Genomic DNA, 21,300 nt, shown 5'->3' with positions numbered 1-21,300 from the left:
TGAGATGAATATTGTAAAGAAATATATAAGTATAAGTGTGATGTCAATCGTTTGTGGTGGCACAATGTATGCGCAAGATGGGCATACGGAGCAAGCTACAAATAAAAGCACATTGACCTATAAGGAGTTTCTATCCAAAATGGTAGTAAACAACCTGAGTTATGCTGCAGAAAAGTATAATATCAACATCGCAGAGGCAGAAGTACAGGCTGCTAAAGCATTTCCTGATCCAGAATTGAGTTTTGGTTGGGCAGATAACCAACAGAAACGCATGCAAATGGGGTATGGATTTGAGGCAGAATTGTCTTGGGATCTAGAACTTGGAGGCAAGCGAAGAGCAAGAAAGAACTTAGCACATGATCAGAAAGTATTAGCAGAATTAGAGCTACAAGAGTTCTTTCACACGTTGCGTGCAGAATCAACGATTACTTTTTTGGAGGCTATGCAAAACAAGATGTTGTTTGATATTCAAAAAGATTCATATGAATCCATGCGTCAAGTAGCACAGTCCGATAGTATTCGCTATTCTTTAGGGCAAATTAGCAAAGTGGATGCCATCCAAAGTAAGTTGGAAGCCAAGTCGATGCTTAATGATCTACAAGATGCAGATGATGCTTGGGAAAATAGTTTGATTGAAGTGCGCAATATCATTAGTGCGCGTCGAATGGATTCTATTTATTTACCAGTAGGTGATTTTAATCAATTCGTTCGCCTATTTGCCTTGGAGGATCTCATTGTAACGGCTCAGAATAATCGTGCAGATTTTCTAGTTGCACAACAAAATAAAGTAGTTGCGGGACGTCAAGTTGCGCTAGCGAGAGCAGAACGCGTGATTGATTTAGGATTGAATTTAGGGGTTGAAAATAATTCATTTGTCAAAAATGCAGTAGCACCTACACCAGGAAATACTGTAGTGAAAGCAGGTATTTCGGTTCCTCTGAAATTTTCAAATCGACGTGATGCAGGGTTGAAAACGGCTTTGTATGAAGAGAGACAAGCAGAGTTGGAATATGATATGGTTGAATTGGAGTTGGAAAAAGAAATTACACAGGCCTATCGCAATTATTTAACCAAACAGAAGCAAATTCAACGGTTTGAAAATGGCATGTTAGATGAAGCGAAACAAGTATTTGAAGGGATTAAGTATAGCTACCAACGTGGTGCTAGTAGCTTATTAGAAGTGTTAGATGCACAGCGTACCTATAATGAAACCCAACAAGCATATGCAGAGACTTTATTCGGTTATGCAGAATCGTTGGTAGAGTTAGAAAAAGCGGTGGGAATTTGGGATATTGATTTTTAAGAAGCGTAGGATGAAACACATTATATTTAGTTTAATAGTATTAACTGGGCTTTCGATGAAAGCACAGGACTTCAATGAAGATCTAAAAGGAAGAACCTCTTTTAGTGTAAAAGCGGGTTGGTTACAATCCACACTAAAAGGAGGTGACGTGAATGAATTAGCCATAGCGGGCAAAGTAGATAAACGCAATAATTTTTTTGTGGGAGTGAGTGTAGATAATAGTATCGGAACCTATTTTGGATTAAAACATGAATTGTACTATCAGAATTACGGAGCAGATTTTAAACGAGAGTTAGAGGAACATACGTTTAATGCAACGTTAGAAATGCACAGTTTACGTCTGAATCCAATTAGCCCGACGTTTAAGATAGGGGGATTGCAGCTTTATGCAGGACCTTACATCAATATGTTGTTGTATTCGTCTATTACTTCCGTTGATGAAAATGGGAAAACGTATAAGGATCATGGAATCTTTGGCGCTACAGAAGATGATCAAGAAGATAGTAAATACCTGCAAAAAATGGATTATGGAATTACTGCAGGCCTAGAGTATCAATTTAAATTTGGGTTAATCGTAGGTGCACAATATACCCGAGGATTTGCTTCCATTTTTGATAACTCCAATACGTTTGGGGTAGAAGAAAATACAGGAGCGAATGACCTCAAAATCTACAATCAGAATTTTGGTGTTTATGTAGGCTATCGCTTTTAGTGAAATCGAACAAAATGGAGATTCCTAGAATACCCAATCAATCGATGAACAAGTGCGATATAGAATAAAATTGTTTATGAAATAGAAAAAGGAAACCGTTGGGTTTCCTTTTTCTATTTTGTATAAGTCTTATATCCTCCTAAAAATGGTAAATTACATCAAGTATGAGGAGGATGAAAACCTTAGTTTAGTGTTTTATAACTTCCAACTAAAGAACCTCCACCTGAACAGTAGTACGATAAAACTCCTCTATCACTTTCGTTTACGGTATCAATGCTTAATTCCCCTTCTTTTAAAGTAAAGTTTACAGGAACTTCTTGTAAGATGGCTTGATACGTATGGTCATTTAATTGGGTTGCTGCGGTTTCTAAAGAGCAAGTAGGTTTTTTAATGTCTTCTCTCGAAGTCACGAGAATAGCAACTTGATCTTTTTCTAAACTTGTTATGTTGATTTTTACCCAATCCGATCCATCTTCTTTTGTTGCATAGCCTTCTGATACAAAAGTTAGGTTAACAGGTGCTGCTTTTGTTGCTTCTGTAACTTGACTCGCTTCCGTTGCTTCTGGAGCAGTTGTAGTGGCTTCTTTGGTGTTTTCTTTGCAGCTTGTCAAAAGGTAACCTGAAGTTAAGGTTAGGGCTGCTAAGATTAAAATTCTTGTTTTCATCGCTTGTTTATTTTTTGTTTTTGTTTTTTGTGTAGATCAAACCTATTACAACAGGCCTTTAATTTCAGATAATTTTTTAATGGAAGTGAAATTCTCGTGAATCACAGGGTGTTCAATGTGTTCGTGTAACCAAGTTGTATGAAAAGGAACATGTACAGCATAGCCACCTAGCTCCAGGACGGGTAACACATCAGAGCGCAACGAATTTCCAATCATGATAAATTCCTCTGGTTGTACGTCTAATCGCAGTAGTAATTTTTCATAATCGATTTTTTCTTTATCCGTCATTACTTCAATATGGTGAAAATAGGAACCTAACCCCGACTTGTGTAATTTGCGATGTTGATCTTTTAAGTCTCCTTTGGTAGCAACGACCAAACGATATTTTGTTTGTAATTCTTGGAGAATTGTTTCCACATCATCAATCAATTCAACAGGTTTAGTCAATAAATCCTTTCCTATCTTGACAATTTTATCAATAATTTTTATGTTTAAAGTTCCTTTAGAAATAATTTCAGCGGATTCAATCATGGAAAGCGTAAATCCCTTAATTCCATAACCATAAAGCGGTAAATTATCAACTTGAGTTTTAAAGAGAATCTGAGAAATACTTTGATGGGTAAGGTAATCTTCCATCAAGATACAGAATTGTTGTTCTGCTTCTTTGAAATAAGGCTCATTAATCCAAAGGGTATCGTCTGCATCAAATGCAACAACTTTAATTTTATTCATGTTATGTTGTTATAATCAGCCTAAAGGTAAGTAAAGATTTAGGCTCTTCTAGTATAAAGAGGCTAAATTTAATGCAATATAGGATTAAACATCTTTGCGTATGCGGCTCAAACTAACTTGTGTAATTCCCAAATAGGAAGCAATATGTTTGAGTGGTACGCGCTGAATAATGGTAGGATAATTGGAAATTAAATCTTTATAACGCGCTGTAGCGGATAGCAAGTCTCGAGAAATAATACGCTTTTCTACGCGCATTAATTCCTTTTCTGCCAATTTGCGCCCAAAGTTAGCGATGTGGATATCTGTCAAATAATATTCACTTAGTTCATGAACATTGACCTGATAGAGTTCACAATCAACCAAAAGCTCAATACTCTCATAGCTTTTTTGATTTTCTACATAGTTATTCATGGATAGAATAGTCCCTCCCTCTTCGCCAAACCAAAAGGTGATTTCTCCTTCTTCATGAGAGGAAAAAGCGCGAACTACCCCCTGTTTAATAAAGTAGATGTTGTGCTCAATGCGATCTGCTTCAAGTAAAATATGACCTTTCGGTAGATGCAATTCACTACACAAACTCTTTAGTGCTGTTAGGGAAGGCTCAGGTAGAGGATAAATAGCCGTAAGAATTTGATCGATATCCATGATAAAAGGTATGAAATTGATTGAGTTGTGAATACACAAAGATAGGGATTCTCAAAGAAAGGTAATGGTGGAATTACAAGAGTACGAAAGAATAAAATTTTTAATTTATCTAGAGGATTATTGATATTTAATATTGAGATAATATGAAATTAGGGCAAAAAGCCTTTATTTGTCAAAATGAATTTTTTAGGTGATTGAATATGCTAACAAACTTTATGATGCAAGATGTTTTCTATGTAGAATGACTTTAATAGCTTTGTTAAACCTTATTAAATACTTAAATAACACCCAAATAAAGAAAAAAATGAAGATTAAGTCAACGGTAATTACAGCCATGTGCTGCTTTTTTTCATTTGCTGTTTTAGCAAGTGAAAAATTAGAAAAACCAAAATTAGTGGTGGGTCTTGTAGTTGATCAAATGCGCTGGGATTATTTATATCGTTATTATGATCGATATAGTGAAAATGGATTTAAACGCTTATTAAACGAAGGGTTTTCCAGCGAAAATACGTTAATTGATTATGTACCAACGTATACTGCAATTGGACATAGTACTATTTATACAGGAAGTGTACCTGCGATACACGGAATTGCTGGAAATGATTTTATTATCCAAGCAACAGGACAAAACATGTATTGTACACAAGATGACAGTGTTCAGGCAGTTGGGGGTGAAGGAAAAGTAGGACAACAATCACCGAAGAATTTATTGGTGTCGACTATTACGGATCAATTAAAATTGGCTACTAATTTCCAATCTAAAGTAATTGGAATTGCAATTAAAGATAGAGGAGGAATTCTCCCTGCAGGACATTTTGCCAATGCTGCGTATTGGTTAGATGGTAAAACAGGAGATTGGATTACGAGTACCTATTATATGAAGGATTTACCAAAATGGGTAAAGGGATTCAATAAAGAGAAGTTGGTCGATCAGTACTACAAACAAGGATGGAAGACGTTGTATCCTATAGATACCTATGTGTTGAGTACAGCAGATAATAACGAGTATGAAGAGACGTTTAAAGGTGAACAAACACCAACATTTCCACGTGATTTAGTAAAACTAAAGAAAGAGAATGGATATGAATTAATTAAAAGTACTCCTCAAGGAAATACCTTAACGTTAGATTTTGCTAAACGAGCAATTGAAAACGAGCAATTGGGGAATAACCCTTTACAAGTAACGGATTTCTTAGCAGTAAGTTTATCATCAACGGATTATATTGGACATCAATTTGCGATTAATTCAATTGAAATAGAAGATACGTACTTGCGTTTGGATCGAGATATTGCTGATTTCTTGACGTATTTAGATCAACATATTGGAAAAGGTAATTATACTTTGTTTTTAAGTGCAGATCATGGAGCTGCTCACAATCCAAAGTTTTTTGCAGATCAAAAAGGAAATTCGGGTTACTTTGATACAAAGGTTATCCGCAAAAACCTGAATGAGCAATTAGCGAGAAAATTTGGAATTGAAAACTTGGTAAAAAGTTTAGCCAATTATCAAGTGCATTTAAACTATGAAGTAATTGAAACGAATAATGTAGAGGAAGAGGAAGTTATTGATGCTGCGATTAAACTATTGAAAAAAGTAGAGGGAGTAGCCTTTGTCGTTGATATGAATGAAGCATCGAAATCATCAGTACCTCAACTATTAAGAGAACGCATCATCAACGGATATAATTATAAACGAAGTGGAGCGATTCAACTTATCTTAGAACCGCAATGGTTTAGTGGAGCAAAAGATGGAAAAGGGACTACACATGGTAGTTGGAATTCATATGATGCACATATTCCAGCAGTATTCTTAGGATGGGGGGTTAAGCCAGGAAAAACAACTCGTCAAACACATATGACAGATATTGCACCAACAATAGCACAAATCTTGAAAATAGAGTTCCCTAATGGAAACATTGGAACCCCAATTCAAGAAGCAATCGAACAATAAGAAAGATGAAAACGCCTTTAGTGAAAAACGGAAGGCGTTTTCTTTTTTAACCCGATATTATTTTTGTGTAAGAAAAGAGAATTATGTTTAGCTTTGGACTTACAAATTACTATTTATGAAAAAAAGATACCTATTGTTTGGTTTTATATTTTCAATGAGTGGTGTATTACACGCTCAATATAAAACACTTACAAAAACGGATGGCAATGGATTTACCTATGAATATGTAGAAAATGATCCAGCAAATGCTAGAATTTATACCCTAAATAATGGGCTAAAAGTATATCTGGCACAAAATCACGATGAGCCGAGAATCCAAACGTATATTCCTGTTCGTACTGGTTCAAATAATGATCCAGAAGACAATACAGGATTAGCACATTACTTAGAGCATATGTTGTTCAAGGGAACTTCTAAATTAGGAACAGTTAATTGGGAAGTAGAGCAAGCGTTGATTAAGAAAATCTCTGACTTGTATGAGCAGCATAAAAATGAAACAGATTTAGAAAAGAAAAAAGCAATCTATAAAAAGATTGATGAGATTTCGAAAGAAGCTTCTCAATATGCGGTTGCCAATGAGTATGATAAATCGGTAGCTTCTATTGGTGCAACAGGAACAAATGCACATACTTGGTTTGATGAAACCGTATATAAAAATGTCATTCCTTCCAATGAATTAGAAAAATTCTTAATCATTGAAAAAGAGCGTTTTTCTCAATTGGTTTTGCGTTTATTCCATACGGAATTAGAGGCAGTATACGAAGAGTTTAACCGTGGTCAAGATAATGACTTCTGGGCATCTAATGAGAAGATGATGGCGATGTTGTTTCCAACGACACACTATGGAACGCAAACGACAATCGGAACTTCAGAGCATTTGAAAAATCCTTCGATGGTAGCCATCCACAATTACTTTGATCAATATTATGTACCAAATAATATCGCTGTAGTATTAGTGGGAGACATCCAATTTGATGAGACGATTCAAATGGTGAACAAGTATTTCGGTACAATGAAAAAAGGAGTTCAACCGAAAGAATATGTAGCAGTTGAAAAACCGATTCAAGGAATTAAATCGGCTGAGGTATTTAGTCCACAGGCTGAGCGCGTAGAGATGGGCTTCCGTTTAGGAGGTGCAAAAACACAAGATGCTTTATATGTAACGATGATTGATATGCTATTGAGCAATGGTCAAGCAGGTTTGATTGACTTAGATATCAATCAAAAACAAAAAGCATTATACGCAGGTAGTTCGTCAATGATCATGAAAGATTATTCCGTTCACGAATTAACAGGTATGCCTAATGAAGGACAAACCTTAGAAGAGGTAAGAGATATCATTTTAGAGCAAATCGAAAACATCAAAAAAGGAGAATTTGACGAGTGGTTGTTACAAGCGGTAATCAATGAATTGAGAAAGAACTCAATGAAAGCATTAGAAGATAATGACTCGATGGCTACTGAAATGTATCAAGCATTTATCCAAGGTAGATCTTGGGAGGAAGCAGTGAGCGAAATTGACCGTATGGAGAAGATTACCAAAGCGGATATCGTGCGTTTTGCTAATGAAAACTACAAAGACAACTATGCAATTGTGTACAAACGCCAAGGAGAAAATAAAGATTTAGTTCGCGTTGAGAACCCTGGGATTACACCAATTGACCTAAATAGAGATAGCGAGTCAGCTTTCTATAAAGCATTAAATCAAGTTGCAGTTAAAGATATTCAACCAGAATTCGTTGATTTCAACAAAGCCTTGAAAAAGGAGAAAATCGGAAAAATCAAAACCACGTTATACAGCATTGAAAATGTAACGAATGATTTAGCTACTGTGACTTATATCACACCAGTAGGATCTGATCACGATAAAAAATTGAGTTTAGCATTAGAATACTTGGATTATATCGGAACGAATAAATATTCTCCAGCAGATATTCGTAAAGAATTCTACAAATTAGGGGTTGATTATTCGTTGAATACAGGAACAGATAAATCATATATCACGATTTCTGGATTAAAAGAGAATATTCCAGCGGGAATTAAATTATTAGAGCACTTATTGACGGATGCAAAAGCAGATCAAGAGTCATATGAGAATTTAGTAGATCAGATTTTAAAAGCTCGTTTTGATGCGAAGTCAAGCAAAGGAGGAATCCAACGTGCTTTAAACAGTTATATTGTTTCAGGAAATCAATTGAGCCGATTCAAAGACATCTTGAGCGAAACAGAATTAAAAACAATTAAACCAACAGAATTAGTAGGTCTATTGCATAAATTCTTCGACTATAATCAAGAGGTTTTCTATTATGGAAATGATTTAGCAACGGTAAAAAAAGCAATCGTAGCCAATCATAACTTAGGAAAAGGAAAAGTTACACCAGTGAAAAAAGTGTATGCTGAACCAATGACAGATGGAACGGTTTATTTTGCTCCTTATGATATGGTACAAGCTGAAATTTCTTACCGCGGTAGAGAAAGTAAGTTTAATAAAGACTTATTAGTTACATCAAGTGTATTCAATAGCTACTTCGGTGGAGGAATGGCATCTGTGGTTTTCCAAGAAATTAGAGAATCTAAATCCTTGGCTTATTCAGCTTATGCTTATTATGCAAATGCAGGAAAATTAGATAAGTACAACTACGTAATGGCGTATGTAGGAACACAAGCTAATAAATTACCACAAGCTGTTGATGCGATGATGGACTTGATGAATGATATGCCTCAAGCGCAGAATCAATTTGAGAATGCTAAGAATTCAGCATTGAAAAATATCGCAACACAGCGTTATACAAAAGCTCAAATCTTCTATTACTGGTTAGCTTTACAAGAGAGAGGAATTGACTATGATATCAACAAAGATATTTACAAACAAACCCAAGAAATGAAAATGGGGGATTTAGTAAACTTCTTTAACCAACATGTGAAAGGAAAAACATTCAATGTTGGTTTATTAGGTAAGAAAGAAAACTTAGATTGGGAAGCCGTTAAAAAATTCGGAACAATCAAAGAATTAACTTTAGAAGATCTATTCGGATATTAATAAAAAAAACACCAACGTTTCAGTTGGTGTTTTTTTTTGGAGATGGAAAATTGGAGAAGGGTTTGATATACAAATAGATGAAATCCAATCTAGAACAGAAAAGGCTTGCATTCGCAAGCCTTTTCTGTTTTGATAGATGACTATCAGTTTTTTTTAAATAGCAGAAACAATGTTTGGATTGAAAAATCACTCTTCTCCCTTTTCTCATTTCTCTTCTCCATTAAGTGAGGTTTGTGCTTTGTGAGATTTACCGATTAAAGGTTTTCATTCACCCATAACCCTTACCTCATAACCTATAACCCACAACTCATCTCCATTTTATTTCATTTCATCAATTCCTGCTAAATATTCCAATGCTTTTTTAATCGATTTGACTTGTTCAAAAGATAACATCAAGCGCAAGCCATTTTTCGTTTCTTTTTCTCGCATTTTACACAAGTGAGAACTTTGTTGAACAAAGGTTAAGACTTGTCTAAACTTAGGAGAGGTATAGTAACCTGATTTTTGATCTCCAATAAAATAGCAAATCATTTTCCCTTGTTTTAAGATCACTTTTTCAATTCCAAGGTTACTTGCATGCCATTTGATACGCAAACTGTCTAAAAGCGCAACGGCCTGTCTTGGAAGAGGTCCAAAACGGTCAATCAAGCGCTGTTCGTATGCCTTTAATACAGGTTCTGTGGTAATGGTACTTAGTTCATTGTATAAGTTTAAGCGCTCAGAAATATTGTTGACATATTCATCCGGAAACAAAATTTCAAAATCAGTATCTATTTGACAATCGCGAACAAATACTTTGTTTTCTTCTTTTTTATCCTCGAGATATAAATCTTTGAATTCATTTTCTTTTAGTTCTTCAATCGCCTCTTGCATGATTTTTTGGTAGGTTTCAAAACCAATCTCATTGATAAAACCACTTTGTTCTCCACCTAAAATGTCTCCAGCTCCTCGGATTTCTAAATCTTTCATGGCAATATTGAATCCACTACCTAAATCGCTAAATTGCTCCAAAGCTTGGATGCGTTTGCGTGCTTCTTCCGTCATTGCAGAATAAGGAGGACAAATGAAGTAACAGAAGGCTTTCTTATTGCTTCGTCCTACACGACCACGCATCTGATGTAAATCAGATAAACCAAAATTATTCGCATTGTTGATTAGAATTGTATTGGCATTAGGCACATCCAAACCACTTTCAATAATGGTAGTAGCTACGAGTACGTCAAATTCGCCATCCATAAAAGCGAGCATCAACTCCTCAAGTTTCTTACCATCCATTTGCCCATGGCCAACACCAACCTTTGCATCGGGAACTAAACGTTGAATCATACCTGCTACTTCGCGTATATTCTCAATGCGATTATTGATAAAATACACTTGTCCACCGCGTTCCAATTCATAAGCAACAGCATCGCGTATAATCTCCTCATTAAATCCAACAACATTGGTTTCAATTGGATATCGGTTGGGTGGTGGCGTAGTGATCACGGATAAATCTCGTGCCGCCATCAGTGAAAATTGGAGGGTTCTTGGGATAGGGGTTGCGGTTAAAGTAAGGGTATCAACATTCTCAGAAATCGTCTTTAATTTATCCTTTACTGCGACACCAAATTTTTGTTCTTCATCAATAATAAGTAATCCTAAATCTTTGAAAACTACATTTTTGTTGACCAATTGATGGGTTCCAATCAGGATATCAATTTGTCCAGCTTCCAGATCACGTAAGATATCGCTTTTTTGCTTGGCTGTTCGGAAGCGATTAATATAACTTACGCGAACGGGCATATCTTTCAAACGTTCAGCAAACGTTTTAAAATGTTGAAAGGCCAAGATTGTGGTAGGAACAAGAATAGCAACTTGTTTGCCATTATCAACCATTTTGAAGGCGGCGCGAATCGCAACCTCTGTTTTTCCAAATCCAACATCTCCACAGACTAAACGGTCCATAGGACGATCTAGTTCCATATCGGCTTTTACTTCTTGGGTGGCTTTTAATTGGTCAGGAGTATCTTCATAGATAAACGAACTTTCTAATTCATGTTGCAAGTAGCTGTCTGGCGCACAAGCAAACCCTTTTTGTGTTCGTCTCTTGGCGTATAATTGAATTAAGTTAAATGCAATGGTTTTAACTCGTGCTTTCGTTTTCGTTTTTAAGTTTTTCCAAGCAGAAGAACCTAATTTGTGAATTTTAGGAACAGCACCATCTTTTCCATTGTACTTGGCAATCTTGTGTAAGGAGTGAATACTCACATAGACAATATCATTATCCGCGTACACTAATTTAATCGCTTCTTGCGTTTTGCCTTCTACTTGAATCTTTTGTAATCCCCCAAATTTTCCAATTCCATGATCAATATGCGTTACATAATCACCAACCGTTAAGGAAGAGATTTCTTTTAACGTGATTGTCTGCTTTTTGGTGTATCCATTTTTAAGGGTAAACTTGTGGTATCGCTCAAAAATTTGGTGATCCGTATAACAGGCAATTTGTTTCTCTTCATCAATGAAACCTTGATAAATCGGCGTAACAACTGTTTTGTATTGTTGGACCACTTGGTTCTGATTTTCATCACGCATGGCATCAAAAATATCCTTGAATCGACGCGCTTGATTTTCGTTAGCACAGAACAAATAATTGGTATAACCATGATCTGAATTATCATTCAGATTGCGGACCAATAAATCAAATTGCTTATTGAAAGACGGTTGAGGTTTGGTGTGAAACACATACTGTTTTTTGGGAGTAATGTGCTTACTATCGGTGAGCTCAATGTAATTGAATAATTCCACTTGACGTAAAAAGGTGTCCCCATGCAGGAACATCTCATTCGGATTGGAATACTTGAGTTCTTTGTTTAATTTTTCAAAAATGGTCTGAGCTTTTTCAAAATTGTGATTCAATTGATCAACAATAAAAGCTGTATTTTGTGCAAAAACAACTGTTTTCTCTGAAATATATTCTAGGAAACTTTCTCTTGTTTCAGCAGTAAATTTATTTTCAACATTGGGAATAATGGTGATTTTCTTTTGCTTATCGACAGATAACTGGGTCTCCACATCAAAGGTTCGAATACTGTCAATTTCATCGCCAAAAAATTCAATGCGATACGGATTGTCATTCGAAAAAGAAAAAACGTCAATGATTCCACCGCGAACAGAAAATTCACCAGGTTCAGCAACGAAATCTACGCGTTTGAAGTTATATTCAAATAGTGTTTCGTTCACGAAATCAATCGACAATTGATCCCCAACGTGTACTTTTAGCGTATTCTTCTCTAATACCTTTTTGGTGACTACTTTTTCAAAAATGGCTTCCGCGTAGGAAACAATAATCGCTGGTTTTTTGCGTGAGCTAATGCGGTTTAATACTTCTGCACGCAAGAGTACATTCGCATTGTCTGTTTCTTCAATTTGATACGGACGACGATACGATCCTGGATAGAAAAGTACATCTTGTTTGTTGATGAAGTGTTCTAAATCATTAAGATAATATGCGGCTTCCTCTTTGTCGTTGAAAATTAATAAAAAGGGAAGTTCAGTCTGACGAAAGAGACTCTCCAGCTGAAAAGATAGAGCAGATCCTAGTATACCTTTAAAAAGTAGGGGTTGTCGACTATTTAATAAATCTTGTACAACTTGTTGGGTTTGTACAGCCTCATTAAAATATTGTTTTAATTCCATAGGTTATTCTAATTCTTCTTCGGGATTTGCTTTTCGCATATCATTTCTAAATTCTTCCATTTCGTGTAGCATCGCATCTTCTCCTGCTTCTTTTGCATAGTTTTGACGAACTAAATTTTCATCCATCATGCGCACGATATCATCCAAGTTAAGTTGAATATTGTCCAACCACTCGTCGACTTTTTCGATATTCACAGGATTTAAATTGATATACATATCCAAATTCTGGAAAGAAGTCAATAAGGTCGAGTATCTGATTTTGATGTCAGGAGTATCTAAGGCAGCTGGATATCCTTGATAAGGAAGGTTTTCTGCTATTTCACTCAGGGTGACCGCCTTTTTTTGGAAGGCCCCAATCGTGGACACTGGACGTAACTTCAATTCATTGATGAGGTTTGTCCACGCTTTCCAGTCTTCGAGAATAGGGGTTAGTTCTTTCGAGGTTTTCGGAATCTTGAACTTCCATTCCTTCATTAAATGCGTAAACACACTATCGTTGTATTGTTGTAATTTGGTTTGCTCTATGGCACTTTGATCCACTTCTTTCTTACAAGAGGTTAGATTCAAACTAAGTACCAACAGTATAATCGTCCAAATGTTTTTCATATCCTTGAATTTCAAACCTCAAATTTACGAATGTTATTGAATTTATTCGACTTGCTTTGCGATAAACCATAGCGAATTTCAATCAATTGATGGGAGATTAAAGCAAAATTTTATTTGTTCTCTGATAGAATTGTCCTTTTTTACATTGATTTATTGTTTGGCAACGGCTATATTTGTGCAACTAAATACAAAACAAATGGGAACCAAAATATTAATTATTGGAGCTTGTGGACAAATTGGCTCTGAACTTACGTTAAAGTTGCGTGGTATCTATGGAAATGACAATGTTATCGCTTCTGATATTAGAGAGGGAAATGACGCTTTGATGAGCTCAGGACCTTTTGAAATTGTCAATGCAATGGAGTTTGATGCTGTTGCTCAGGTGATTGAAAAACATCAAGTAGAAGAGGTTTATTTAATGGCTGCCTTGCTTTCAGCAACAGCAGAAAAAAATCCTGCTTTTGCTTGGGAGTTAAACATGAACTCTTTATTTCACGTTTTAAATTTAGCGAAAGAAGGAAAAATTAAAAAAATATTTTGGCCATCTTCAATCGCCGTATTTGGACCGACAACTCCAAGAGAAAATACACCTCAGTATACCGTAATGGAACCAAGTACAGTATACGGAATCTCAAAACAAACCGGAGAGCGTTGGTGTGAATATTACTTCAATAAATACGGAGTTGACGTACGCAGTATCCGTTATCCAGGTTTGATTTCTTGGACAACTCCTCCAGGTGGTGGAACGACGGATTATGCGGTAGATATTTTTTATAAAGCAATTGAAGATAAACACTACAACTGTTTCTTATCAGAGCAAACAGGATTGCCAATGATGTATATGGATGATGCATTAGATGCTACAGTAGGAATCATGCAAGCACCAAAAGAATCGGTTAAGATTCGCTCTTCATACAATTTAGGTGGAATTTCATTTACACCTGAGGAAATTGCAGCGGAAATTACCAAGCATATCCCTGACTTTACAATTGCTTATGAACCCGATTTCCGCCAAGCTATCGCTGATAGTTGGCCAGCGAGTATTGATGACAGTTGTGCACAACAGGATTGGAACTGGAAACACAAGTATGACTTATCTTCTATGACTGAAGTGATGCTTGAAAATTTAACTCAGGTTTTAAAGAAATAAAAGGTGAACTACTTTGAAAAGAGTAGTTGATATATAGATAAAGAAACAGTGATAAGCAGTAGCTTATTGCTGTTTTTTTTGTGTTTTGATTTTTGGTAAGGCTCCGTTTTTCTTCGTTTATAAGATACCCTAAGCCGTTCACCGTAAACTGTAAACCGTAAACTGTAAACTATAAACTGTCAACCGTAAACTGCCCACCGTTCACCGTAAACTGTCAACCGTTAACAATAATACTATTTCTTGCGCAGTTTGATAAACACTAAACGATATAAAGAAACAACGATAAAAGCGAATCCAATTAGGATAATTACGGTGCTAATTCCAGTTGTGATGATTTGGGTTGCTTTTAAAATCAAGCTTAAAGCAAAAAGCACGAGTCCGAAGGTTAACAATTTTACATTTTTATCCATGATGGTATAATTTGATTCTACAAAGATAAACGTTATATTGAAAGGATGGCTTTTCTAATTTTGATCGCGGTATAGAATTTTTTTCTAAGCAGTGGGTCAGAAGTGAGCTTGTAAAAGAATCTTGTCTTTTTTTTAGCAAGAAGTAAGATTAGTGTAGACGATGTTGTAAATTTAGAAGATAAAAGACGCATTACTATGAAAAAAGAAGTAGAAATTAGAATAGAGCAGGCAGCAAGTGCTTATCAAAGATGGAGTAAAATTGCCTTGGAGGAGCGCATAGCCTACCTCAAAAAAGTAAAAGAAAAGTTATTGCTCAACAAAGAGCGATATGGTGCGGTGATTACGCAGGATATGTTCAAACCTTTGAGTCAAGCAATCGCTGAAGTAGAAAAAAGTGCAACCTTGATTGATTATTATATTGCAGAGGGGGAGGAGATTTTGCAAGGACGTCACATCCAAACGAAGTGGTCCGAAACCTATATTGTCCATGATCCTATGGGCGTTATCTTAGGAGTAATGCCTTGGAATTATCCATTTTGGCAAGTATTTCGCTTTGCTATTCCCACCTTATTAGCGGGGAATACCGTTTTGCTGAAGCATGCGAGTAACGTACCTTTTTCTGCTAAGGCCTTAGAATCCTGTTTTGCTGTAGAAGGTTTTGAGCAAGTTTATTTCAATTTGACTTTGCCTGGAAAAGAAGTGGAAGAGGTCATTGAACATCCTGCGGTCAAAGGGGTGTCCCTAACGGGAAGCGAACCTGCTGGAAGTGCTGTGGCTCAGAAAGCGGGTAGTTTAATTAAACCCGTGTTATTAGAGCTAGGCGGAAGCAATGCATTTATTGTGACTAAAGATGTTGATTTGGATGAGATTGTTCCACTTGCAGTGAATGCACGTTTTCAGAATACAGGACAAAGTTGTATTGCGGCTAAGCGTTTTTTAGTACATGAATCTTTACGTGAAGAATTTACCTTGCGATTAGCGAAAGAAGCCAAAAAACTAAAACAGGGAGACGTAATGAGTCTTTCTACAGGAATAGGTCTCATGGCAAGAGAAGATCTCGCAATTGAGCTAGAAACGATCTTAAATGAGTCGGTTCGCTTGGGTGCTCGTGTGGTTTGTGGAGGAAAACGCGATAAGAATTGGTTTGAGCCTACGGTGTTAACGGATGTTACAGATCAAATGCCCGCTTTTACGCAAGAAACGTTCGGTCCTTTAGCGGTGGTAGTTGGATTCGAGACCATAGAAGAAGCAATAGCCTTGAGCAATGACTCTCGTTTTGGTCTGGGCGTGTCTATTTTTGGCAAAGATATTGATCAATTAAAAAAATACATACACCTGTTTGACGATGGCGCTGTCTTTATTAATGAAATGGTCATCTCTGATCCTCGTGTACCTTTTGGTGGGAATAAATTTTCTGGAGTAGGAAGAGAAATGTCAGTTGAAGGATTGCTCGCATTTGTCAATAAGAAGACAGTGGTAATTAAGTAATAGCGAAAATACGGTTTGATCTATGAATGAGTTGATGGAAACCTTTGTGAAGTTTTGGTTGGCAATTAAGTTTGTTGATGTAATTGAGTTTTTTGGTACCATTGCATTTGCCATTTCGGGTATTCGTTTAGCCTCTGCTAAGAATGTCGATTGGTTTGGCGCTTTTGTCGTTGGTTTTGTTACCGCAACAGGTGGAGGTACATTGCGTGATATATTACTGGGGGTTACTCCCTTTTGGATGTTGACCAGTGTATATATCTGGTGTACGATTGTCGCTTTGATGCTGGTGATTATATTCCCGCAAAAATTAATTCGCTTAAATAATACGTTTTTGTGGTTTGATAGTATTGGGTTGGGATTATTTGTGGTAGTAGGTACCGAAAAAACCCTAGCGTTAGGTTATCCTTTTTGGGTGGTTGCTATCATGGCTACCATAACAGGAGTGGTAGGAGGTATGATTCGAGATATTTTAATCAATGAGATTCCGGCTATTTTTAGACAAGAATGGTATGCACTAGCTTGTATTTTTGGGGTATTTATCTACTATATACTCCAAGCTATTGGTTTAGATGCTGCCATTGTTCAAATTTCTACTGCAGCCTCTGTTTTTGTAATTCGTTTGATAGCAACTCGTTATCGTTTGGGATTGCCTACACTCAAAGGAGAGAGCTGAAAAAAGTGAGTTTTTTTCTTTAAAATATTTGCAAAAAGCAGAAAACACACTATATTTGCATCGCAATAAAGGTAACACACCTTCCTCCTTAGCTCAGTTGGTTAGAGCATCTGACTGTTAATCAGAGGGTCCTTGGTTCGAGCCCAAGAGGGGGAGCAAAGCAATGCTTTAAACGTGTAACCTTTAGGTAGGTATAAAATACCTTCCTCCTTAGCTCAGTTGGTTAGAGCATCTGACTGTTAATCAGAGGGTCCTTGGTTCGAGCCCAAGAGGGGGAGCAAAAAAAAGTCTTACAAGAAATCTTGTAAGACTTTTTTTTTGGATTTATTTTTAGTCCGATTAGATGCTCTTATCTACAGGAGAGCGTATAGTAATGAAAAAAGCCCGATTCGAGAGAATCGGGCTTTTTTATAAGGTATTAGCTAATTAATTAGCTAAAATAATAATCTTGTTATCACTTAATTCAACAGTACCCATATTGATAGGTAAGTGGTACGTATCGTTGCTAACTTTAACGAACTTTGAATTAAATGGCTCTTTAATAGAAATGTTAGTTCCAGTAAACTTCACGTTTCCTTTGGTCAATAAAGAAACAATAGCCGCGTGATTGTTTAGCATTTGAAACTCACCATTAACACCTGGAACTGATACAGAAGTAACTTCTCCAGCGAATAAGGTCGCTTCAGGTGATACAATTTCTAATCTCATAATAGTTGTTTTTTAAGTGATTATTAAACTTCAGCAAGCATTTTCTCTCCAGCTGCAATCGCTTCTTCGATTGAACCTTTTAAGTTGAAAGCTGCCTCTGGTAAATGGTCTAATTCACCATCAATAATCATATTGAAACCTTTGATTGTATCTTTAATATCTACAAGAACTCCTGGGATACCTGTAAATTGCTCAGCAACGTGGAAAGGTTGAGATAAGAAACGTTGAACACGACGTGCTCTGTGTACCGCTAATTTATCTTCTTCAGATAACTCTTCCATACCTAAAATTGCAATAATATCTTGTAATTCTTTGTATTTCTGTAAGATTTCTTTTACACGTTGTGCACAAGCGTAGTGCTCATTTCCTAAAATGTCTGGAGATAAAATACGAGAAGTAGAATCTAATGGATCTACTGCAGGGTAAATACCTAACTCCGCAATTTTACGAGATAATACGGTTGTAGCATCTAAGTGGGCGAAAGTTGTAGCTGGCGCCGGGTCAGTTAAGTCATCCGCAGGTACATAAACTGCTTGTACAGAAGTAATAGATCCTTTTGTAGTAGAAGTAATACGCTCTTGCATCGCACCCATTTCTGTTGCTAATGTTGGTTGGTATCCTACTGCTGATGGCATACGTCCTAATAACGCTGATACCTCAGATCCTGCTTGTGTAAAACGGAAGATGTTGTCAACGAAGAAAAGTACGTCTTTTCCTTGGTCGTCTCCAGCACCATCACGGAAGAACTCAGCAATTGTTAATCCTGATAAAGCAACACGTGCACGTGCTCCTGGTGGCTCATTCATCTGACCGAATAAGAAAGTACATTTAGAGTCTTTCATTAATTCGCGGTCTACTTTTGATAAGTCCCAACCTCCATTTTCCATAGAGTGCATAAAGTCATCACCGTATTTGATAATACCTGACTCTAACATCTCACGTAGTAAGTCGTTTCCTTCACGTGTACGCTCTCCAACTCCTGCGAATACAGAAAGTCCACCGTGACCTTTTGCGATATTGTTAATTAACTCTTGAATCAATACAGTTTTACCTACTCCAGCTCCACCGAATAGTCCAATTTTTCCTCCTTTTGCATAAGGCTCAATTAAATCGATTACTTTAATTCCGGTGAATAATACTTCTGTAGATGTAGATAAATCTTCGAATTTCGGTGCAGGTCTGTGGATTGGCAATCCATTCGCTCCTGCTTTTGGTAAGTTACCAAGACCGTCAATAGCGTCTCCAACAACATTAAACAATCTACCAAATACCTCTTTTCCAACGGGAACTTGAATAGGAGATCCTGTAGCAGCTACTGCGTAACCTCTACTTAATCCGTCTGTTGAGTCCATTGAAATTGTACGAACTGTATCTTCTCCAATGTGTGATTGTACTTCAAGTACTAATTTAGAACCATCTGGTTTAGTGATTTCTAATGAATCATAAATTTTTGGAAGTTCGGCATGCTCAGTGTTGAAGACTACGTCAACTACTGGTCCGATAACTTGCGCAACTTTTCCTGTAACTTTAGACATTGCTTATGTATTTATTTAACAGCTATTTACGTTTAGTGAAAAAAACTACTTTTTCAGAGTGCAAAGATAGTTTTTTTCTCTTAATATGAAAATGATTAAAAATTTATTTATATATAAAAAAATGCGAGCCCGATTTGGGTTCGCATTTTATAGTTATTCAACCGTTACCGACTTCGCTAAATTACGAGGCTGGTCTACGTTACAATCTCTTAAAACTGCAATGTGGTACGACAATAATTGGAGTGGAATTGTGGTTAAAATAGGGGTTAACGCTTCCGAAATACCAGGTACTTCAATTACGTGATCCGCTAATGCTCTCACTTGTTTGTCTCCTTTTGTTACAACGGCAATGATCTTTCCACTGCGCGCTTTAATTTCTTGGATGTTACTTACCACTTTGTCGTAGTGCATTTGATCTGGTGCAATAACAATGACAGGCATATGCTCATCAATTAATGCAATTGGACCGTGTTTCATCTCTGCAGCAGGATACCCTTCTGCGTGGATGTATGATATTTCCTTTAGCTTTAAGGCTCCTTCTAAGGCAACTGGATAGTTGTATCCTCTTCCAAGATATAAGCAGTTTGTTGCGTCTTTATATACTTCCGCAATCTTTAATACCTCTTGGTTTTGTACTAAGGCTTCTTTTACGCGTTCTGGAATTAATTCTAATTCGTGTAAATATTTTAAATACTCTGAATTCGATAATGATCCTTTGGATTTAGCTAAACGCAAAGCAATTAAAGTAAGCACAGTAATTTGCGTGGTGAATGCTTTAGTTGATGCAACTCCAATTTCTGGACCAGCATGGGTATAAGCTCCCGCATGTGTTTCTCTTGATATTGAAGATCCTACCACATTGCAAACACCAAAAACGAATGCCCCTTTGGTTTTTGCTAATTTTATTGCAGCTAATGTATCGGCTGTTTCTCCAGATTGAGAAATCGCAATGATAACATCATCACTGCTGATGATTGGATTTCTATAACGGAATTCAGAAGCATATTCGACTTCAACAGGGATTCTTGCAAATTCCTCGATAACGTATTCAGCTACTAATGCAGCATGCCAAGATGTTCCACAAGCAACGATAATGATGCGTTTTGCATTGAGGAATTTATCTAGGTTATCTTCGATACCTGCCATTCTAATTAAGCCCTGATCAGCAAGTAAACGCCCTCTAAATGTATCGCGGATTACGTCTGGCTGCTCGTAAATCTCCTTTAACATGAAGTGATCATATCCGTTTTTCTCAATTTGCTCTAAGTTTAATTGTAGCTCTTGAGCATAGTGATTAACCAAAGAGTCATCTTTGATCTTGCGAATATTTAATGGCTTGTGTAAGCGAATAATAGCCATTTCTTCATCTTCTAGATAAATCGCATTATTCGTGTATTCAATAAAAGGAGACGCATCAGAGGTGATGAAGTATTCGTTCTCACCAATTCCAATAGCTAAAGGACTACCTAAACGTGCAGCTACAATTTCATTGGGTTTTTTAATATCCATGACTGCAATTGCATAGGCTCCAATAACTTGGTTTAATGCAATTTGAACTGCTTTTCCTAGTTTTACTTTTTGCGTTTTTTGAACGTCTTCTATCAAGTTAATTAATACTTCGGTATCTGTTTCTGAATGAAAGATATAACCGCGTTTGATTAATTCTTGTTTTAATGAATCATAATTTTCAATGATTCCATTGTGTATAATGACTAATTCACCTGAGTTGGAAAAATGAGGGTGTGAATTTACGTCGTTGGGTACACCATGTGTGGCCCAACGGGTATGACCAATTCCTATAGTTCCTTTTTTAATTGCATCTGTAGCTTTTTCTTCTAAATCAGCAACTTTTCCCTTTGTTTTGCAAAGATTAATCGTTTCTCCATCAAAAACAGCTAATCCAGCACTATCATATCCACGATATTCCAGTCTAGTTAGTCCTTTGATGATTACCGGATATGCATCTCTATGACCTATGTATCCAACGATTCCACACATAAATAA

At 36.5% G+C, this 21,300-nt stretch carries 16 protein-coding genes and 2 tRNA genes; 9 read left to right on the top strand and 9 right to left on the bottom strand.

The annotated features are described in order from the left end of the window. Positions 1–4 precede the first annotated feature (4 nt). Both AWV75_RS03040 and AWV75_RS03035 read left to right on the top strand, forming a co-directional pair. Complete coding sequence (locus AWV75_RS03040) at positions 5–1,303, top strand: TolC family protein (RefSeq protein WP_197429545.1); 1,299 nt, start codon at positions 5–7, stop codon at positions 1,301–1,303. 10 nt (positions 1,304–1,313) lie between these two features. Beyond that, the gene (locus AWV75_RS03035) at positions 1,314–2,015 is read left to right on the top strand and encodes an outer membrane beta-barrel protein (protein ID WP_082711013.1); all 702 of its coding nucleotides are present in this window, start codon (positions 1,314–1,316) and stop codon (positions 2,013–2,015) included. A 182-nt stretch (positions 2,016–2,197) separates the two neighbouring features. Here the strand turns inward: AWV75_RS03035 and AWV75_RS03030 are convergent, their stop codons facing one another. The 3 genes from AWV75_RS03030 to AWV75_RS03020 form a co-directional block, all read right to left on the bottom strand. Then, the gene (locus AWV75_RS03030) at positions 2,198–2,680 is read right to left on the bottom strand and encodes a hypothetical protein (RefSeq protein ID WP_060872947.1); all 483 of its coding nucleotides are present in this window, start codon (positions 2,678–2,680) and stop codon (positions 2,198–2,200) included. A gap of 45 nt (positions 2,681–2,725) precedes the next feature. Continuing rightward, positions 2,726–3,412: an HAD family hydrolase gene (locus AWV75_RS03025; protein ID WP_060872946.1), complete on the bottom strand. Its 687-nt coding sequence runs from the start codon at positions 3,410–3,412 to the stop codon at positions 2,726–2,728. A gap of 84 nt (positions 3,413–3,496) precedes the next feature. Beyond that, complete coding sequence (locus tag AWV75_RS03020) at positions 3,497–4,057, bottom strand: Crp/Fnr family transcriptional regulator (RefSeq protein WP_060872945.1); 561 nt, start codon at positions 4,055–4,057, stop codon at positions 3,497–3,499. A 304-nt stretch (positions 4,058–4,361) separates the two neighbouring features. Here AWV75_RS03020 and pafA point away from each other — a divergent pair, with 304 nt between their 5' ends. Continuing rightward, the gene (gene pafA / locus AWV75_RS03015) at positions 4,362–6,008 is read left to right on the top strand and encodes an alkaline phosphatase PafA (RefSeq protein WP_060873002.1); all 1,647 of its coding nucleotides are present in this window, start codon (positions 4,362–4,364) and stop codon (positions 6,006–6,008) included. 115 nt (positions 6,009–6,123) lie between these two features. Next, on the top strand, positions 6,124–9,048 hold the full coding sequence (locus AWV75_RS03010) for a M16 family metallopeptidase (RefSeq protein WP_060872944.1): 2,925 nt from the start codon (positions 6,124–6,126) through the stop codon (positions 9,046–9,048). 318 nt (positions 9,049–9,366) lie between these two features. On the opposite strand, the gene mfd is transcribed toward AWV75_RS03010, so the two are convergent. After that, the gene (gene mfd, locus AWV75_RS03005) at positions 9,367–12,726 is read right to left on the bottom strand and encodes a transcription-repair coupling factor (protein WP_060872943.1); all 3,360 of its coding nucleotides are present in this window, start codon (positions 12,724–12,726) and stop codon (positions 9,367–9,369) included. A 3-nt stretch (positions 12,727–12,729) separates the two neighbouring features. After that, positions 12,730–13,332 carry a hypothetical protein gene (locus AWV75_RS03000; RefSeq protein WP_060872942.1) on the bottom strand — a complete coding sequence of 201 codons (603 nt, stop codon included), beginning with the start codon at positions 13,330–13,332 and terminating at the stop codon, positions 12,730–12,732. 196 nt (positions 13,333–13,528) lie between these two features. Here AWV75_RS03000 and AWV75_RS02995 point away from each other — a divergent pair, with 196 nt between their 5' ends. Further along, entirely contained in the window at positions 13,529–14,482 is a 954-nt protein-coding gene (locus AWV75_RS02995) for an NAD-dependent epimerase/dehydratase family protein (RefSeq protein WP_060872941.1), read from the top strand. A 233-nt stretch (positions 14,483–14,715) separates the two neighbouring features. Here the strand turns inward: AWV75_RS02995 and AWV75_RS18840 are convergent, their stop codons facing one another. Further along, positions 14,716–14,892 (bottom strand): hypothetical protein, encoded by a 177-nt coding sequence (locus tag AWV75_RS18840; RefSeq protein ID WP_197429544.1) that lies wholly within the window; start codon positions 14,890–14,892, stop codon positions 14,716–14,718. A gap of 195 nt (positions 14,893–15,087) precedes the next feature. On the opposite strand from AWV75_RS18840, the gene AWV75_RS02990 reads away from it, so the two are divergent. The 4 genes from AWV75_RS02990 (at position 15,088) to AWV75_RS02975 (ending at position 17,331) form a co-directional block, all read left to right on the top strand. Beyond that, positions 15,088–16,380 carry an aldehyde dehydrogenase family protein gene (locus tag AWV75_RS02990; protein WP_060872940.1) on the top strand — a complete coding sequence of 431 codons (1,293 nt, stop codon included), beginning with the start codon at positions 15,088–15,090 and terminating at the stop codon, positions 16,378–16,380. Positions 16,381–16,402: 22 nt separating this feature from the next. After that, positions 16,403–17,053 carry a trimeric intracellular cation channel family protein gene (locus tag AWV75_RS02985; RefSeq protein ID WP_060872939.1) on the top strand — a complete coding sequence of 217 codons (651 nt, stop codon included), beginning with the start codon at positions 16,403–16,405 and terminating at the stop codon, positions 17,051–17,053. Positions 17,054–17,135: 82 nt separating this feature from the next. Beyond that, positions 17,136–17,209: transfer RNA gene (locus AWV75_RS02980), tRNA-Asn, on the top strand. Positions 17,210–17,257: 48 nt separating this feature from the next. Beyond that, a tRNA-Asn gene (locus tag AWV75_RS02975) sits at positions 17,258–17,331 on the top strand. 148 nt (positions 17,332–17,479) lie between these two features. On the opposite strand, the gene AWV75_RS02970 is transcribed toward AWV75_RS02975, so the two are convergent. From AWV75_RS02970 to glmS, 3 genes are all read right to left on the bottom strand, one after another. Next, positions 17,480–17,761: a F0F1 ATP synthase subunit epsilon gene (locus AWV75_RS02970; RefSeq protein WP_002989214.1), complete on the bottom strand. Its 282-nt coding sequence runs from the start codon at positions 17,759–17,761 to the stop codon at positions 17,480–17,482. A gap of 23 nt (positions 17,762–17,784) precedes the next feature. Beyond that, a complete protein-coding gene (atpD, locus tag AWV75_RS02965) occupies positions 17,785–19,296 on the bottom strand; it encodes a F0F1 ATP synthase subunit beta (RefSeq protein ID WP_060872938.1) in 1,512 nt (503 codons plus the stop codon). 153 nt (positions 19,297–19,449) lie between these two features. After that, a complete protein-coding gene (glmS, locus tag AWV75_RS02960) occupies positions 19,450–21,294 on the bottom strand; it encodes a glutamine--fructose-6-phosphate transaminase (isomerizing) (protein ID WP_060872937.1) in 1,845 nt (614 codons plus the stop codon). Between the last annotated feature and the right edge of the window lie 6 nt (positions 21,295–21,300).

It is taken from the genome of Myroides odoratus (assembly GCF_001549985.1).
Classification (GTDB): domain Bacteria; phylum Bacteroidota; class Bacteroidia; order Flavobacteriales; family Flavobacteriaceae; genus Flavobacterium; species Flavobacterium odoratum_A.
Note: the sequence above shows the minus strand (reverse complement) of the source record. Positions and strands in the feature narration are given on the sequence as shown.

What these genes read in the sequence shown, in the direction of transcription:
- glmS (WP_060872937.1), bottom strand. Translation starts at nt 21,294, where the DNA reads ATGTGTGGAATCGTTGGATACATAGGTCATAGAGATGCATATCCGGTA.
- AWV75_RS03020 (WP_060872945.1), bottom strand. Translation starts at nt 4,057, where the DNA reads ATGGATATCGATCAAATTCTTACGGCTATTTATCCTCTACCTGAGCCT.
- mfd (WP_060872943.1), bottom strand. Translation starts at nt 12,726, where the DNA reads ATGGAATTAAAACAATATTTTAATGAGGCTGTACAAACCCAACAAGTT.
- pafA (WP_060873002.1), top strand. Translation starts at nt 4,362, where the DNA reads ATGAAGATTAAGTCAACGGTAATTACAGCCATGTGCTGCTTTTTTTCA.
- atpD (WP_060872938.1), bottom strand. Translation starts at nt 19,296, where the DNA reads ATGTCTAAAGTTACAGGAAAAGTTGCGCAAGTTATCGGACCAGTAGTT.
- AWV75_RS03010 (WP_060872944.1), top strand. Translation starts at nt 6,124, where the DNA reads ATGAAAAAAAGATACCTATTGTTTGGTTTTATATTTTCAATGAGTGGT.
- AWV75_RS02990 (WP_060872940.1), top strand. Translation starts at nt 15,088, where the DNA reads ATGAAAAAAGAAGTAGAAATTAGAATAGAGCAGGCAGCAAGTGCTTAT.
- AWV75_RS18840 (WP_197429544.1), bottom strand. Translation starts at nt 14,892, where the DNA reads ATGGATAAAAATGTAAAATTGTTAACCTTCGGACTCGTGCTTTTTGCT.
- AWV75_RS02995 (WP_060872941.1), top strand. Translation starts at nt 13,529, where the DNA reads ATGGGAACCAAAATATTAATTATTGGAGCTTGTGGACAAATTGGCTCT.
- AWV75_RS03040 (WP_197429545.1), top strand. Translation starts at nt 5, where the DNA reads ATGAATATTGTAAAGAAATATATAAGTATAAGTGTGATGTCAATCGTT.
- AWV75_RS02970 (WP_002989214.1), bottom strand. Translation starts at nt 17,761, where the DNA reads ATGAGATTAGAAATTGTATCACCTGAAGCGACCTTATTCGCTGGAGAA.
- AWV75_RS03035 (WP_082711013.1), top strand. Translation starts at nt 1,314, where the DNA reads ATGAAACACATTATATTTAGTTTAATAGTATTAACTGGGCTTTCGATG.
- AWV75_RS03000 (WP_060872942.1), bottom strand. Translation starts at nt 13,332, where the DNA reads ATGAAAAACATTTGGACGATTATACTGTTGGTACTTAGTTTGAATCTA.
- AWV75_RS03030 (WP_060872947.1), bottom strand. Translation starts at nt 2,680, where the DNA reads ATGAAAACAAGAATTTTAATCTTAGCAGCCCTAACCTTAACTTCAGGT.
- AWV75_RS03025 (WP_060872946.1), bottom strand. Translation starts at nt 3,412, where the DNA reads ATGAATAAAATTAAAGTTGTTGCATTTGATGCAGACGATACCCTTTGG.
- AWV75_RS02985 (WP_060872939.1), top strand. Translation starts at nt 16,403, where the DNA reads ATGAATGAGTTGATGGAAACCTTTGTGAAGTTTTGGTTGGCAATTAAG.